The organism is Saccharibacillus alkalitolerans (assembly GCF_011090185.1).
Taxonomy (GTDB): domain Bacteria; phylum Bacillota; class Bacilli; order Paenibacillales; family Paenibacillaceae; genus Saccharibacillus; species Saccharibacillus alkalitolerans.
The window spans coordinates 688986-705607 of record NZ_JAAFGS010000004.1; the positions used below are offsets into that span (position 1 = coordinate 688986).

At 55.1% G+C, this 16622-nt stretch carries 13 protein-coding genes; 8 read left to right on the forward strand and 5 right to left on the reverse strand.

All coding sequences use genetic code 11. The annotated features are described in order from the left end of the window. Nucleotides 1-19: 19 nt before the first annotated feature. From mnmE to rpmH, 5 genes are all read right to left on the reverse strand, one after another. On the reverse strand, nucleotides 20-1396 hold the full coding sequence (mnmE, locus tag GYN08_RS14910) for a tRNA uridine-5-carboxymethylaminomethyl(34) synthesis GTPase MnmE (protein ID WP_166275535.1): 1377 nt from the start codon (nucleotides 1394-1396) through the stop codon (nucleotides 20-22). Nucleotides 1397-1587: 191 nt separating this feature from the next. Continuing rightward, on the reverse strand, nucleotides 1588-2484 hold the full coding sequence (jag, locus tag GYN08_RS14915; RefSeq protein WP_166275537.1) for an RNA-binding cell elongation regulator Jag/EloR: 897 nt from the start codon (nucleotides 2482-2484) through the stop codon (nucleotides 1588-1590). Between the two features lie 82 nt (nucleotides 2485-2566). Next, nucleotides 2567-3460, reverse strand: coding sequence for a YidC/Oxa1 family membrane protein insertase (locus GYN08_RS14920; protein ID WP_166275539.1), 894 nt, complete (start codon nucleotides 3458-3460; stop codon nucleotides 2567-2569). Between the two features lie 140 nt (nucleotides 3461-3600). Next, complete coding sequence (gene rnpA / locus GYN08_RS14925) at nucleotides 3601-3951, reverse strand: ribonuclease P protein component (RefSeq protein WP_166275541.1); 351 nt, start codon at nucleotides 3949-3951, stop codon at nucleotides 3601-3603. Nucleotides 3952-4021: 70 nt separating this feature from the next. Further along, the gene (gene rpmH / locus GYN08_RS14930; RefSeq protein WP_018976936.1) at nucleotides 4022-4156 is read right to left on the reverse strand and encodes a 50S ribosomal protein L34; all 135 of its coding nucleotides are present in this window, start codon (nucleotides 4154-4156) and stop codon (nucleotides 4022-4024) included. 1094 nt (nucleotides 4157-5250) lie between these two features. Between rpmH and dnaA the strand changes: the two genes are divergently transcribed. The 8 genes from dnaA to GYN08_RS14970 all read left to right on the forward strand — a co-directional run bounded on the left by dnaA (nucleotide 5251) and on the right by GYN08_RS14970 (nucleotide 16359). After that, nucleotides 5251-6606: a chromosomal replication initiator protein DnaA gene (dnaA, locus tag GYN08_RS14935; protein ID WP_166275543.1), complete on the forward strand. Its 1356-nt coding sequence runs from the start codon at nucleotides 5251-5253 to the stop codon at nucleotides 6604-6606. 156 nt (nucleotides 6607-6762) lie between these two features. After that, nucleotides 6763-7905: a DNA polymerase III subunit beta gene (gene dnaN, locus GYN08_RS14940; protein ID WP_166275545.1), complete on the forward strand. Its 1143-nt coding sequence runs from the start codon at nucleotides 6763-6765 to the stop codon at nucleotides 7903-7905. 250 nt (nucleotides 7906-8155) lie between these two features. Beyond that, complete coding sequence (gene yaaA, locus GYN08_RS14945; RefSeq protein ID WP_166275657.1) at nucleotides 8156-8374, forward strand: S4 domain-containing protein YaaA; 219 nt, start codon at nucleotides 8156-8158, stop codon at nucleotides 8372-8374. Nucleotides 8375-8523: 149 nt separating this feature from the next. Continuing rightward, nucleotides 8524-9633 carry a DNA replication/repair protein RecF gene (recF, locus tag GYN08_RS14950; RefSeq protein WP_166275547.1) on the forward strand — a complete coding sequence of 370 codons (1110 nt, stop codon included), beginning with the start codon at nucleotides 8524-8526 and terminating at the stop codon, nucleotides 9631-9633. Nucleotides 9634-9767: 134 nt separating this feature from the next. Continuing rightward, nucleotides 9768-10019 (forward strand): extracellular matrix regulator RemB, encoded by a 252-nt coding sequence (gene remB, locus GYN08_RS14955; protein WP_166275549.1) that lies wholly within the window; start codon nucleotides 9768-9770, stop codon nucleotides 10017-10019. A gap of 150 nt (nucleotides 10020-10169) precedes the next feature. Next, nucleotides 10170-12086: a DNA topoisomerase (ATP-hydrolyzing) subunit B gene (gene gyrB / locus GYN08_RS14960; RefSeq protein WP_166275551.1), complete on the forward strand. Its 1917-nt coding sequence runs from the start codon at nucleotides 10170-10172 to the stop codon at nucleotides 12084-12086. A gap of 341 nt (nucleotides 12087-12427) precedes the next feature. Beyond that, nucleotides 12428-14977, forward strand: a complete 2550-nt coding sequence (gene gyrA / locus GYN08_RS14965) for a DNA gyrase subunit A (protein WP_166275553.1) — start codon at nucleotides 12428-12430, stop codon at nucleotides 14975-14977. A gap of 299 nt (nucleotides 14978-15276) precedes the next feature. Beyond that, nucleotides 15277-16359 (forward strand): HD-GYP domain-containing protein, encoded by a 1083-nt coding sequence (locus tag GYN08_RS14970; protein WP_166275555.1) that lies wholly within the window; start codon nucleotides 15277-15279, stop codon nucleotides 16357-16359. Nucleotides 16360-16622: the final 263 nt, after the last annotated feature.

Below are 16622 nucleotides of genomic sequence, written 5' to 3' on the forward strand. Positions count from 1 at the left end.
GCCGGGACTCTGCGCCGGTTTATTTGCCGAGGCAAAACTGCGAGAAGATCTGGTCGATCAGCGAGTCCTGGGCGGTATCGCCGACGATCTCGCCGAGCTGCTCCCACGCCAGTCTTACGTCGATCTGGATCATGTCGATCGGCACCATCATCTGCGCGGCTTCGATCGCGTCGTTCAGCGAGCGCTTCGTCTGATGCAGCAGCGCGATGTGGCGCACGTTCGACACGTAGGTCAAGTCGGCGCTTTCGAGCTTGCCTTCGAAGAACAGCGACGAGATCGCCGCTTCGAGCCGGTCGACGCCTTCGCCCTCTTTAACGGTCATCGGCACGATCAGCTCTTCTTTGTAGAACTGCCGCACTTTTTCCGACTCGATTTTTTGCGGCAGGTCCATTTTATTCATAATGACGATCGATTGTCTACCGCGGATCTGCTCCATCAGCTGCAGTTCTTCTTCGTTCAGTTCTTCGCCGCCGTTCAATACGAGCAGAATCAGGTCCGCTTCGTTCAGCGCGGTGCGGGAACGCTCGACTCCGATCTTTTCGACCACGTCGAGCGTCTCGCGGATACCTGCGGTATCGAGCAGCTTCAGCGGAATATTGTTGATCGTAATGAATTCTTCGATCACGTCGCGGGTCGTGCCCGGAATATCGGTGACGATTGCCCGGTTCTGGCCGGACAAAGCATTGAGCAGCGACGACTTGCCCACGTTCGGACGGCCGACGATCGCCGTGGTGATGCCTTCGCGCAGGATTTTGCCCTGGTTCGACGTCTTCAGCAGACGCTCGACTTCCTCGAGCACGGCGCCGCATTTTTCCTGAATGAACAGCGAAGTCAGCGATTCCACGTCATGCTCGGGGTAGTCGATATTGACCTCGATATGCGCCAGCGTCTCGATCAGCGTCTGCCGCAGCTGCCCGATGCGCTTGGACAGGTCGCCTTCGACCTGTTTGAACGCGACGGAGAACGCTTTGTCCGACTTGGAACGGATCAAGTCGATGACTCCTTCCGCCTGAGACAGATCGATCCGGCCGTTCAGGAAGGCGCGTTTCGTGAACTCGCCCGGCTCGGCCAGACGAATGCGCTGCTTCAGCAGCAGCTCCATGATGCGCCGCACCGATACGACGCCGCCGTGGGCGCTGATTTCCACGACGTCTTCCGTCGTAAACGACTTCGGCGCGCGCATCAAGGTTACCAACACCTCTTCAAGCTTTTCCGCTGTATCGGGATCGACAATGAATCCGTAATGCACCGTATGGGTCGCCGCTTCGGTCAGCGGAGTCCCGCTGCGGAACAACCGGCTTACTTCGGTGACGGCTTCGGGGCCGCTGACGCGAATAACGGCAATACCGCCTTCGCCCACGGCCGTGGAAATGGCCGCAATCGTATCGCTAATCATGAAGTTCTTCCTCGCTTTCCTCGGAGCGCGGATTTGCGTTCCTATATACAAGAAGAAACGGCAGCACCGGGGGCTTCAGCCCGACCGGTGCCCGTTTCCTTCGAATTCGATGTTCTGCCGGCTCCGCAAACGGCAGAGGCCCCCTTCGCCGCATGGGCAAAGAGGGCGCTCGCCTGCCGAAAGCTTTCGGCTTATTTGAGCGTGATGACGACGCGCCGGTTGGGCTCTTCGCCCCGGCTGCCCGTCTCGACTTTGGGATGATTCTGAAGCCGGGCATGAATGACTTTCCGCTCCTGCGGAGGCATGGGCTCCAGCACGACTTCCTTGCGCGTACGGACGACGCGCTCGGCCAGCCTGTCGGCCAATTCTTCCAGCGTCTTCGCGCGGCGCCGGCGGAAGTTCTCCGCATCCAGCGTCAGGCGAACGAATTTGTCCGAATCCCGGTTGGCGACGACGCCGGCGAGCAGCTGCAGCGCGTCGAGCGTCTGACCCCGGCGGCCGATCAGCATGCCGAGCTCGGGCCCGGAAATGTCGAGCAGCCCGCCGTCGCGGTTTTTGCGAATATCGACCTCGACTTCGAGCCCCATCGCTGCGGCAACGTCGCGGATAAAGTCCGCCGCTTCGCGATAGCGTTCGTCCGGACGGATACCGGAAGATTCAGGCGAAACTTCCGCCGTCTCCGAAGGCTCCGCTTCCATCGGAGCGGGAGCGGCCGGGTTGGGCCGTTCTCGGCGAGGCGCGTTCTCCCCGCCCGCAGATTTCGGAGCGGACGGAGCAGGCGCCGCCGGGTTCGGACGTTCTCTCCTCGGCGGCTGGTCTTCGAACTCGGCCTCCGAGGGAACCGCTATCGGTACTCCCGCTTCTTCACTTTCGGCGGAAGGCGGGACAGGCGCGTCCGGGATCCGGCTCGATCGGATCAGCGTGAGTTCGACTTTGGCTTTCCGGCTGCCGAACAGGCCGAGAAACCCTTTCGAAGGATGCTCCAGCACATTGACCTCGACACGGTCCCTGGTCACGCCAAGCTGCGCCAGTCCCTGCGCTATCGCTTCGTCCACCGTCTTTCCCACAGCCGTCACTTTGCTCGTCATCGGATCCGCGCCCCCTTGTGTTCACGCTTCGTCTTTTGCACATGCTCGTTATTCAGCTATCCCTTGGATCTTTATTTCAACATCAACGCTTTTTCTTTTTCTTTTTGCGGCTCGCGACCGGGCCTGCGCCCTTCGCCAGGCTTACGCCGCCGCCGGAAGTGCCGTTTTTGCCTGCCGGCTTCGTTCCGCCCTGCTGGGCGATAACCGCAGCCGCGGCTTTCGTGTCATTGTTGCGGTACAGGAAGAAGTTCTGCACGATCGTGTAGACGTTACTCATTGCCCAGTACAGCGGGAGGGCGGATGGGAACTGATAACCCATGAAGAAGATCAGGATCGGATACACGAACAGCATGAACTGCATCGGGCCCTGCTGCTGCGCCGGGTTCTGGCGCATCATCAACCAGGTCTGCAGGAACGTGGTCGCCGCCGCGAACAGCGTAAGCGGAATGTCCGGCTTCCCGAGCTGCATCCACAGGAAGGAATGCTGCGCCAGTTCGCTGTTATAGATGATAGCGTTATAAAGCGCGATGAAAATCGGCATCTGAACGATAAGAGGCAGACAGCCTGCTGCCGGATTGACTTTGTTTTCCTGGAACAGACGCATCTGCTCCTGCTGCATGCGCTGCGGATCGTCCTTGTACTGCTCTCTCAGCTTCTGCATTTCCGGCTGGATCGCCTGCATCGCTTTGGAACTCTTCACCGACTTGATGGTCAGCGGCAGGATCAGCGTACGAACGATCAGCACGAGCAGAAGGACCGCGAAGCCGTATTCGCCTCCGAACCATTTGGCGAACGTATCGAGCGCGAGCGAGAACCAGTACACCACGTTGCTGCGCCAGAAGCTTCCGCTGTTTTTCAAATCTTCCGTCGTGTGCAGCGCCGTATTGGTCGGCGTACAGCCCGCAAGGACGGCAATCAGCAGGACCGCGGCGATAACGAACAGCCACTTGCCTCTGCGTTTGAACAATTGAGACACTTGATAACCCCTCTCTTGACCTTCATGTTCCTGCACTCCCGTAGGTCGAACCGTTGGCAGTTGTGAAAATCATACCATAATTGCCACGCCATTTGAAACGCAAAAAAGCGCTTCACCTGCGTATCCTGCCAGGCCGGACGTCAGCGTCCCTTGCGCTTGAGCAGCGAGGATTTGCGAAGCACGTGCAGCACGCTCTTCTCCAGCTCCTTGTACTCCAGGTCGAGCGCGCCCTTGCGGACGATAAATACGAGATCGACATGGTCGACGATTTCGTCGGCGTGATGCCGGACGATTTCTTTCATCAGACGACGCATTCGGTTGCGGACGACGGCGTTGCCCACTTTTTTGCTGACCGATACGCCCATGCGAAACCGCTCGACGTCCCGTTTATGGAACCAGTAAAGGACCAACTGCCGGTTCGCGAAAGACTTGCCGTGACGGTATACGCGGGTAAATTCGGCACGGTTCCGTAATCGTAGCTTTTTCTGCACCTTTTCTCGCGTCCCCTTCATTTAAGAAAAAAAGACCACCCCCAGGTGGTCTTCGCTCATGTGCTTGAACTTAAGCGCTCAGCACTTTTCTGCCTTTGAGACGACGAGCAGCCAGCACCTTGCGGCCGTTTTTCGTGCTCATTCTTTTACGGAATCCATGCACCTTTTTGCGCTTTCTGGTGTTTGGTTTGAAAGTAGGACCCATGACAATAGCACCTCCTTTAACAGGTAGTACAGGTTTTGCAAAATCGCTAAACCAATATAATAATTACACACATTCGTTCTTCTTCTTCGCAGAACATGCCTTATATCATTTAATCACGCGTTTCCAGCAAAGTCAAGCAAACTTATTGGGTTCTCTCCCTCTTTTTTTGCGTCAAATGCAGTCCGCGAATGCTTGTATATAAGGAAAGGCGAATCCGCCGCCGGAGAACTTGTCCTGAGGAACAGCCCTCTCTCCTGCTGGAAAACCTCTTAGCTGGCGGCGCGTTCGCTTTCCTGTCGTTTCCCCCTCCCTTTTCCCCGGCTTCCCTTATCCACCTTCGGATCCGCCTCTTCCCCTTCGCCCTTGTTCATTCCTTTTTTGCCCGCTCGGCTTCTTCCCTTTTTTTCGTCTCGGCCTCCTTTCCTTTCTTTCCGCCTCGACGGATGACGCGATTTTTCTCGTTCGCGCGAAATTCCGGCCGCTTCCCATTTCTCGGTTATCCACAGCACCCGGATCCGCGCCGCTTGGGGCTTCCCGTAAAAAACGACGTTTTTGCGTAATCGCGTTTTTCCACCGTATTGCCTTTTGGCCTGTGCATATTTCTTGGTCAGCCGTTTATTCACAGTTCGATTTTAAACACGTTATGAACAATATCTAGTGGTGTGGATATGTATTATGCACAAGGTCTTGGATTTGTGGATAAAATAACGGCAACCGTTGAAATGACCGGTTTCTTTTGCTATGATTAGATTACTTTTCGGTGTGAATATTCGGTTTTAGCCTCCATATTATCAACAGGCTGTGGATAACGTTGTGAACAAGTTCAATTTATCCTTCTTTTTTTGTTCCCATAATTATTGATAGTGGGGATAACCTCCTCTCGCCTTTTCTATTCCTGGCGCAACGCCGTACTCCTTTTAGCCGCTCGGATCGAGCGGCAGATGAATGTCCGACTTTCCGCATTGGCCGCTGCTTCGCAGGCCTGCCGAAGACCGGGACATTCAAGGTGTCTGTTCGTGCGCCGCAATTCCGAAAACTCTTGGCGGATGCTCCGGCTTAAGCCACATCGTATGATTTCAAAGGAGTGACAGTTTGTGGACAGCCATACCGCTCAATTGTGGCAGCAAATTTTATCTATTATTCAAACAAAGCTGAGCAAACCCAGCTTCGACACCTGGTTCAAGGCTACGCAGGCGATCCAGCTCACCCAGGGTGCGCTGACCGTATCGGCGCCGACGACCTTCGCCGTGGAATGGCTGGAGAGCCGGTATACCAAACTCGTGGCTCAGGTGGCATTTGACGTGCTCGGGCGCAGCGTAACGGTCAAATTCGTAATCGAGGAACCCGGACGCGAAGAAGATCTTCAGCAAAAACCATCGGCACCGGTGCCAGCGCCGGTGTCTGTCAATGTCGAAGCGAATGCCAATATGTTGAATCCGAAATATACATTCGACACGTTCGTCATCGGCTCGGGCAACCGTTTTGCCCATGCGGCATCGCTTGCCGTCGCCGAGGCGCCGGCAAAAGCTTACAATCCGCTGTTCCTGTACGGAGGCGTAGGACTCGGAAAAACACACCTGATGCATGCGATCGGCCACTACATTTTGCAGCATAATCCCAGCAGCCGCGTCGTTTACATCTCTTCGGAGAAGTTTACGAACGAATTCATCAACTCCATCCGCGACAACCGCGGCGAAAGCTTCCGGAACAAGTATCGGAACATCGACATCCTGCTGATCGACGACATTCAATTCATCGCGGGCAAGGAGTCGACGCAGGAGGAATTCTTCCATACGTTCAATGCGCTGCACGAGGAGAGCAAGCAGATCATCATCTCCAGCGACCGTCCGCCTAAAGAAATTCCGACGCTGGAAGAACGGCTGCGTTCGAGATTCGAATGGGGCCTGATCACGGACATCCAGCCGCCGGATCTGGAGACCCGGATCGCGATTCTGCGGAAAAAGGCCAAAGCGGAAAACCTGGACGTGCCGAACGAAGCGATGATGTACATCGCGAATCAGATCGACACGAACATCCGGGAGCTCGAAGGCGCGCTGATCCGCGTCGTGGCCTACTCGTCGCTGACGAATCAGGACGTTACGGCGCATCTCGCGGCAGAAGCGCTGAAAGACATCATCCCGTCCAGCCGGCCTCGGATCATTACGATCCAGGACATCCAGCAGCGGGTCGGCGAGTACTACAATTTGAAAATGGAAGATTTTAAAGCGAGGAAACGGACCAAAGCTATCGCTTTTCCGCGTCAGGTGGCCATGTACTTGTCCCGCGAGCTGACGGATTACTCGCTGCCCAAGATCGGCGAAGCATTCGGCGGGCGCGACCATACGACGGTCATTCACGCCCACGAAAAAATCTCCCACTCGCTCAAGGTCGATCAGGAGCTGTCCAAAGTTGTCCACAATCTCACGGAAAAAATCAAAAATCCTTCCTGAATAAACGAAAAGCCTATGCACACCTTATACACATGTGGATAGGCTTCGTTTATTATGTTTTTCGCCCTTTTCTTAAGGTTATCCACATATTCAGGGCCCCTACTACTTTTACTATAAAGATCTTAAAGAATATATTATCTATACAGGAGTGACGAGATGAAGATCAGCATTTCCAAATCCCACTTGAACGACGCTATCCAACATGTATCCAAAGCCATTTCCAGCCGCACGACAATTCCGATTCTCGGGGGCATAAAATTCGATGTTGCTTATCACGGCGTCACTCTGACGGCCAGCGATACCGACATTTCGATTCAATCCTTTATTCCTGCTGAAGAAGGCAATAAAACGGTGGTTACCGTGGAGAAGGTCGGCAGCGTGGTGCTCCCGGCCAAGTTTTTCGTGGAAATTATCAAAAAGCTGCCGACCTCGGAGATCGAGATGGAAGTGGGCAGCGGGTTCCAGACGTTTATCCGTGCGGGAGCGACGGATATTCAACTGGTCGGTCTGGATCCGGAAGAATTCCCGGTTCTGCCGAACATTGAAGAAAACCGCGTACTGTCCGTACCCGGCGATCTGCTGCGCCATATGATCCGCCAGACCGGCTTCTCCATTTCGACGCAGGAGACGACTCCGATTCTGACCGGCGTAATGTGGAGCCTCAAGGAAGGGCAGCTCAAATTCGTGGCGACCGACCGTCACCGCCTGGCGACGCGCACGGTTCGCCTAGAGGGAGCGGAAGACGTCGAATTCAACAACGTGGTCATTTCCGGCAAGACGCTGAACGAGCTGAGCAAAATCATTCCCGACCAAAACACCCTTGTGGATATCGTCGTCGCCGACAATCAGGTGCTGTTCAAAGTCGATCGCATCCTGTTCTACTCGCGCATTCTGGACGGCCTCTACCCGGATACGTCCAAAATCATCCCGTCGAGCCACAAAACGCGCCTGCTGCTCGACACCAAGAAACTCAGCGAGTCGATCGACCGCGCTTACCTGCTGTCCCGCGAAGAAAAAACGAACATCGTCCGCATGCAGACGCTCGAAGAAGGCGGCATCGAGATTTCGTCCAGCTCGACGGAACTCGGACGCGTCAAAGAAGAAATCGAACTTTCCGAATTCGAAGGCGAGCAGCTGCGCTTGTCGTTCAACTCGAAATACATGCTCGACGTGCTCAAGGTCATCGAAAGCGAGCAGCTGACGATCCGCTTTACCGGCGTGATGAGCCCGATCATTATCGAACCGACCGACGACAGCAACAGCTTGTATATCATCCTGCCTTACCGGACCACGAACTAAATCTTTAAAAAGCATAGAAACCCAGTTCTAAAGAAAAGGCCGAAGGCGTAGGGAGAGTTTCGGTGAAGAAGCTAAAGCATTTCGAAGAAATGCACTTCGGAAGCATATGCTGGGTATCGCCTTTGAGCCCGGGAAGATTCCAATCCAAATCTAATCCTTCTTCCCGGTCGAAACAGCGATCGTAACGAAACTTTTCCGGAGCCGCCCGCGCCTTTTCTTTTTGACACCAGCATGAAAGGAAGGCAAAATGATGAATGAAGTATCCATCCGCACGGAATATATCAAGCTGGACACGTTTTTGAAGCTGGCCAACTGCATTTCCACGGGAGGCAGCGCCAAAATGCTGATCGCCGAAGGCCTGGTTCGGGTCAACGGAGAGAGCGAAGAACGCCGGGGACGCAAGCTGTATCCCGGAGACACGGTCGAGGTGGACGGCGAAGGCACCTTCAAGGTGGTCCGGGAAGACTAACGGCCCTTTCGTCCGCCGCGGCGTTTATTACAAGCAGCGTACAGAATCCGCAAAAGACGGGTTATCCACACAGACGGGGCGGCTTTGCGTAGTGCAAATGCGGCCTCGTCTTCATTTTGCGGCGGGCGCACAGGAGGCATGGAGATCACGTGCAAGTTAGAGACATCGCACTGAAAAATTACCGCAACTACGACGAACTGAAACTGGAAAACTTCGGAAGCGTGAACCTGATGATCGGCCGCAACGCCCAGGGAAAGACCAATCTGGTCGAATCGCTGTTCGTGCTGGCATTGACCAAATCTCACCGCACCGCGAAAGATCGCGAGCTGATCGCTTTCGGCGAAGACTCTGCGTACGCGAGCTGCCATGTGGAAAAAAAGTACGGCAACGTCCATCTGGAGCTGTCGCTGTCGCCGAAAGGGAAAAAAGCGAAAATCAACGGGCTCGAGCAGCGCAAGCTGAGCGACTTTATCGGCACGCTGAACGCCGTCATGTTCGCTCCGGAAGATCTGGAGATCGTCAAAGGAACGCCGGGCATTCGCCGCCGGTTCCTCGACATGGAGATCGGGCAGGTGCAGCCGAGCTACTTGTTCCATCTGCAGCAGTATCAGAAAGTGCTCGTGCAGCGCAACAATATGCTCAAGCAGTCGTACGGCAAAACGCCGGATCCCGTCATGATGGAAATCTGGAACGAGCAGCTTGCCGAGCACGGAGCCAACATCGTGCGCCGACGCAAGCGGTTTATCCGCAAGCTGCAAATCTGGGCGCAGGATATCCACAAGGGGATAACCGGCGGCAAGGAACAGCTCGTTCTGCGCTATGTCCCTTCGTTCGGCGAAGCCGAGGAGGAAGATGAAGCTGTTTTATTGGAACAATTTATGATAAAATTATCACAAGTGCGCGAACAGGAAATCCGTCGGGGAACGACCCTTGCCGGTCCCCATCGGGACGACCTCAGCTTTTTCATCAACGAAAAAGAAGTGCACAATTTCGGCTCTCAAGGCCAGCAGCGGACGACCGCGCTCTCGCTGAAGTTGGCGGAGATCGAACTTATCCACGAAGAGATCGGCGAGTATCCGATTCTTCTGCTTGACGACGTATTGTCCGAGCTCGATCCGTATCGGCAGACGCAGCTGATCGAGACTTTCCAAAGCCGGGTGCAGACATTCATTACCGCGACGGGAATCGAGACGATTCACGCGGAGAAGCTGCAGGGTGCGCATATTTACCAGGTCAGCGAAGGACATATCGATTCGTAAGACGCCGACCGCGCAAAGAAGTTGGTGGATTCCCCTCTTCGCTTTTATTCCGACAAAGGGATCGCCGGGCCGAACGGCGGGTCCGACTCGCCAGGCGTAAACAGAAGCATTCCCCAAGGAGGTTGCGGGTTCTTATGTATATCCATCTCGGCGGCGAAAAAATTATCCGTTCTTCGGAACTGATCGCCATATTCGACGTTTCCATCGAGAAGTCTTCGCGCATTTCCAAGCAGTTCGTCAATTCCGCCAAAGAAAACAAAAAAGTGGAGACGATCGGCGAGGAGGAAGCCAAATCCATCGTCGTGACCAAATCGGTCGTTTACTACTCGCCGATTTCGTCCGCCACGCTGAAAAAACGTTCCGGAACGTTCGGCGCAGGTATGTAACGGCGTCCGAAGTACGGAACTCGATCGGAATTTCCTTTTGTTCCTAATACGCCGCCCTTCCCGCCGCTGCCCTTCGGATCGGCTCCGGGATCGGGCGTTTCGTATTCTATTCTCGCAATTTCACAAACTACAGGAGTGGGTGAACGAAGCATGTCAATGGATCAACAATCGTATGATGCCAGTCAGATACAGGTCCTCGAAGGGCTTGAAGCGGTACGCAAGCGGCCGGGGATGTATATCGGTTCGACGAGCGAAAGAGGCCTTCACCATCTCGTGTGGGAAGTCGTGGACAACAGCATCGACGAAGCGCTCGCCGGCTACTGTGACCATATTCAAGTAATCGTGCACGAAAACAACAGCGTGACCGTCATCGATAACGGCCGGGGCATTCCGGTCGGCGAGCATCCGAAGCTGAAGCGTCCGGCGCTCGAAGTCGTCATGACCGTCCTGCACGCCGGCGGCAAATTCGGCGGCGGCGGGTACAAAGTCTCGGGCGGTCTGCACGGCGTCGGCGTCTCCGTCGTGAACGCCCTGTCGGAGAAAGTCGTCGTCAAGGTCAGACGGGACGGCAAAATCTACGAACAAGAATACCGCTACGGCGCGCCTCAGTACGACCTGCGCGTCATCGGGGAGACCGACGAGGAAGATACCGGCACGACGACCACGTTCCAGCCGGACCCGCAGATCTTTACCGAAACGACCGTGTATAACTACACGACGCTGCTGAGCCGGATTCGCGAGCTGGCGTTCCTGAACAAAGGGATCATGATTTCCCTGCTTGACGAACGGACGGGCGAGAACGCTTCGTTCCACTACGAAGGCGGGATCAGCGAATACGTCGAATTCCTGAACCAGAACAAAGCCGTGATTCAAGAGCAGCCGATCTATGTCGAAGGTTCGCGCGACATGATCGCGGTCGAGATCGCGATTCAATATAACGACAGCTACACCGAGAACATTTATTCGTTCGCGAACAATATCCACACGCATGAAGGCGGTACGCACGAATCCGGCTTCAAGAGCGCCCTCACGCGGATCATCAACGATTACGCGCGCAGAGCCGGCGTTGTCAAGGACGCGAGCGGCAACTTGACCGGCGACGACGTGCGCGAAGGGTTGACGGCGATCATTTCCGTCAAGATTCCCGAACCGCAGTTCGAAGGGCAGACCAAGACGAAGCTGGGCAACAGCGAAGTACGGGGCATCGTGGAGTCGCTCTTCTCCGAAAAGCTGACGGACTTCCTGAACGAAAATCCGGCTGCGGCTCGCCGCATCCTGGATAAGGCGCTTCAAGCGTCGAGAGCGCGCGAAGCGGCCCGCAAAGCGCGCGAGCTGACGCGGCGCAAAGGCGTGCTGGAAGTCAGCGCCCTGCCGGGCAAACTGGCCGACTGCTCGTCGAAAGACGCGTCGATCAGCGAAATGTACATCGTCGAAGGCGACTCCGCCGGCGGTTCCGCGAAGCAGGGCCGCGACCGGCACTTCCAGGCGATCCTGCCGATTCGAGGCAAGATACTGAACGTCGAGAAAGCGAGACTCGACCGCATTCTGTCGAACCTGGAAATCCGCGCGATCATTACGGCGATCGGTACGGGCATCGGCGAAGACTTCGATATCTCGAAAGCCCGTTATCACAAAGTCGTCATCATGACCGATGCGGACGTCGACGGCGCGCACATCCGTACCCTGCTGCTGACGTTCTTTTACCGGTATATGCGCCAGATCATCGAAGCGGGCTACGTCTACATCGCGCAGCCGCCTCTGTTCAAGATCGAGCGCAACAAGACGGTCGTTTATGCCAACAGCGAAGACGAGCGGGACGAGATCATCGCAGGTTTCGGCGAAGGGGCCAAAGTCAACGTGCAGCGCTACAAAGGTCTGGGAGAAATGAACGCCACCCAGCTGTGGGAAACGACGATGGATCCGGAAAGCCGGACGATGATGCAGGTTTCGATCAACGACGCGATGCTGGCCGATACGCTTTTCGATACGCTGATGGGCGACAATGTCGAGCCGCGGCGCGACTTCATCCAGGAACACGCGCGCTACGTCAAAAACTTGGATATTTAACGACGGTTTTTTCCCTCGTTCGGGGAGGGACGAAGGAGAGGGGCCCGCAGAAGGCGCCTCTCCTTTTTTGATACGCAAAATGCATAAAAACGCCGAGAAAACGCCTTTTTATCCTTGCTTTTCCGGCATAAAATACGGACATCCGGACGGATTAATGGTATAATAATAAGGATGTGGAAGCCGCATATTCCGAGCGTTTGCAAGGCGAATTTCAAGCTTCATTTTCAAATAAAAAAGCAGCAACCAATGTGATTATGCAGGCACCAACGGTGCATGTTCGACCTCCGGGCCTTTTACGGGACGAAGGGGCGGAAGATGTATCCAAATAGAAGGAGGCAGTCATGGCGGAAGAACAAAGATCGCAGGTCATAGATCGGGATATCGGCACTGAAATGCGCGAGTCCTTTATGGATTATGCAATGAGCATCATCGTCAGCCGCGCGCTGCCTGACGTTAGAGACGGATTGAAGCCGGTCCACAGACGGGTTCTCTATGCGATGTCCGAACTCGGCATGTCGCCGGACAAGCCGTTCAAAAAGTCGGCGAGAATCGTCGGCGAAGTTATCGGCAAGTACCACCCGCACGGCGACTCCGCCGTATACGAAACGATGGTCCGGATGGCGCAGGACTTCTCGATGCGCTATATGCTCGTGAACGGACACGGGAACTTCGGTTCCGTCGACGGGGACGGCGCCGCGGCCATGCGTTACACGGAAGCGCGTCTTTCGAAGATCGCGATGGAAATGCTGCGCGACATCAACAAAGAAACGATCGATTTCCAGCCGAACTACGACGGCGAGGAGCACGAGCCGGTCGTTCTGCCGGCGCGTTATCCCAACCTTCTGGTCAACGGCGTATCGGGTATCGCGGTCGGCATGGCCACCAATATTCCGCCGCATAACCTGGGCGAAGTCATCGACGGCGTTCAGGCGCTGATCCAGAATCCGGATCTGACGTCGCTGGATCTCATGGAATATATTCAAGGTCCGGACTTCCCGACGGCCGGGTACATTCTCGGACGTTCCGGTATCCGTCAGGCGTATCAGACGGGCCGAGGCTCGGTTACGATGCGGGCGAAAGCGGAGATCGAAGAGAACGGCAACAAAGCGCGCATTGTCGTGACGGAAATTCCTTACCAGGTCAACAAAGCGCGCCTCGTCGAGAAAATCGCCGAACTGGTTCGCGAAAAGCGGATCGACGGTATTACCGATCTGCGCGACGAATCCGACCGCAACGGGATGCGGATCGTAGTGGAACTGCGCCGCGACGTGAACCCGAGCGTCGTGCTGAACAACCTGTACCGTCATACCGCCATGCAGTCGACGTTCGGCGTCAACATGCTGGCCATCGTCAATAACGAGCCTAAAATCCTGAACCTTCGCGATGTGCTGTATCACTACCTGGAGCACCAGAAAGTGGTCGTACGCCGGCGGACCGAATTCGACCTCAAAAAGGCCGAAGCGCGCGCCCATATTCTCGAAGGTCTGCGCATTGCGCTCGACCATCTGGACGAAGTCATCGCGATTATCCGCGGTTCCCAGACGGCCGATGCCGCACGCGCGCAGCTGACCGAGCGCTACTCGCTCAGTCAGGAACAGACTCAGGCCATTCTCGATATGCGTCTGCAGCGCCTGACCGGACTGGAACGCGAGAAGATCGAAGGCGAGTACAACGAGCTGCTGGAGCGCATCAGCGAATTCCGGGCGATTCTGGCGGACGAGAATCTGCTGGTGCAGATTATCAGCGACGAGCTGAACGAGATCAAGGAACGTTTTGCGGATAAGCGGCGTACCGAAATCACGATCGGCGAGGACAGCATCCTGGACGAAGACCTGATCCCTCAGGAAGAAGTGGTCATCACCATTTCGCATACGGGCTATATCAAGCGCCTTCCGGCGTCCACCTACCGCAGCCAAAAGCGCGGCGGACGCGGAGTCATGGGCATGGGAACGAAAGACGAAGACTTCGTCGAGCATTTGTTTGCGACCAATTCCCATAACCATCTGCTGTTCTTCACGGACCGCGGCAAGGTATACCGGATCAAAGCTTACGAGATTCCGGAACTCAGCCGCACGGCACGGGGAACACCGGTTATCAACCTGATTCAGATCGAGCAGGGCGAATCGATCAATGCCGTTATTCCGGTGCAGGAGTTCAAGGAAGACCGCTTCCTGTTCTTCGCAACCTGCCGGGGCATTGTGAAGAAGACGCCGCTGACCGATTACGGCAATATCCGCAAGGGCGGATTGATCGCCATCACGCTGCGCGAAGACGACGCGTTGATCGGCGCCAAGCTGACCGACGGCGAGCAGGAGATCATCATGGGTACGGCTTCGGGTCTCTCGATCCGCTTCAAAGAAGGCAACGTTCGCTCGATGGGCCGCGGCGCTACCGGGGTCAAAGGCATCTCGCTCGAAGGCGAGGATACCGTTATCGGCATGGACGTTGTCAAGCCGGACCGCGAAGTGCTGATCGTCACGAGCAAAGGTTACGGCAAGCGCACCCCGATCGACGAGTACCGGATTCAAACCCGCGGCGGTAAAGGGATCAAGACGATTAACGTCACGGAGAAAAACGGACCTGTCGCCAGCTTGAAGGTCGTTAAAGCGGAAGAAGACTTGATGATCATCACGACGAGCGGTACGCTGATCCGGACAAGCATGGACGGTATCTCTTCGATGGGCCGCTATGCGCAGGGCGTGAAATTGATCAATATCCGCGAAGAAGAATCGGTTGCCACAGTCTGCCGAATCGATAAGAGCGAAGAAATCGACGAAGACGAATTGGCCGAAGGCGAGCTGTCCGAAGAGAATGCGGGCACGGTCGTGGCCGACGTCGAGGCAAAAGCGATGCTGGAGATGCTGGATACCGATCCGGAATCGACCGAATAAGAAGCAGATGCCTTACACGGCTGTAGAGAAAGGGAGGTCCAATGGGACTTCCCTTTTTTGTGTAAAAAAACCCTTTTTCAATAAAAGAATGCGAAACAGACCGATGTGGGATATTTTTGGTATTGTTGCACTTGGTATCACGGCATATAATCGAAATGATAAGCAAGCGGTACGCGAAACGATTAAACGGATCTTCAGCGGAAACCATGCCCGATACCGCGCTGCGCGGCAGGACCCGTATCCGGAAAGAATGTCCGATTCGAACAACTCGACCGACTGCAACAGAGGAGGTGGATGCCATGGTTAATGTACCCGTAAATGAGCTTGAAGCAGGCAAAAAGCTTGCAGCCAATGTGTATACGGATAGAGGGAATCTGCTCTTTCAAAAAGGCAGAGCGCTGCTTCCGCGGGATCTGGAGATTTTACAGGCTTTTATGATCGATTCGGTAGAGCTCCAGGGCGAGGCGGAAGGAAAAGACAATACGGCTTCCGAACAAGAGGGTCAAGTCCAAACGGCCTCTTCGGGCCGCCCGGTCTTAAATCAGAGAGAACGCGGCTTTACCGAAGAGTATGATCGGATGGTTGCGTTGATTAAAAGCGGTTTTCCTTCCGTTCTGGCAATGGAGATCCCGATCTTCCAATGGCGGGCGCAGTTGGAAAAGCTGATCGAACACATTCAGGGATATCGCATTCTGGGCTTCACGCCCAATATGCCGGATAAGCACGACTATATGTATCACCACGCCGTCCTCAGCGCCCTGACTTCGTACATGCTGGCACGCTGGTTGGAAATTCCGCAAAAAAACTGGATTCAAGTCGCATTGGCCGGACTGCTGCACGATATCGGTAAAGTTAAAATTTCGCCGACGATTCTGCATAAGCCGGAGAACCTGGGGCCTGAAGAAAAAATGGAAATGAACAATCATACCACTTACGGTTACCAGATTCTGAAAAACGCGACCGCTCTGCAGGAAGGCGTCCTGCTTGCCGCTCTGCAGCACCATGAGCGAATCGACGGCAGCGGTTATCCTTTCGGCCTAACGGGAGAGAAGCTGCACGTTTATTCGAAAATCGTGGCTGTAGCGGACATTTTCCATGCGATGACGCTGAATCGCCGCTATCGCGGCGCAACATCGCCTTACCTGGTACTTGAACAGCTGGAACAGGATTCATTCGGAAAGCTCGACCCGGCTATCGTGCGTACATTGATCAAGCATACGACGCAGCTGTCACTCGGCACGCGGGTTAAACTGAACAACCGCAAGATGGGAGAAATCGTCTATGCGGATGTTCATCAGCCGACGCGCCCGATCGTCTCCATCAACGGGGAGATCATTAACTTGATTCAGGAACGCAAGCTGTTCATCATGGAAGTGCTTTAATAAGGAGCGGCCAGGTCCAATCAGCTGTTAACGGGAAGATTCCGGATTCTCCGGGATCTTCTCTTCTTTATATAGGAAAAACAAAGGACGAAGGAAGCAGAAAGGAAGAGGGATAGGCTGAAATTAATGTTTGACCCATCTTCCGTAAAAAGTGCTTGATCTTTTGGTTCCTACATGATATATTATAGGAACGGCCTTGAGAGAGCGCCGGTGCGGTTCGAGTGAGTGAGCAGGTCCAAAAGAGATCGAAATAGACGCTTCGC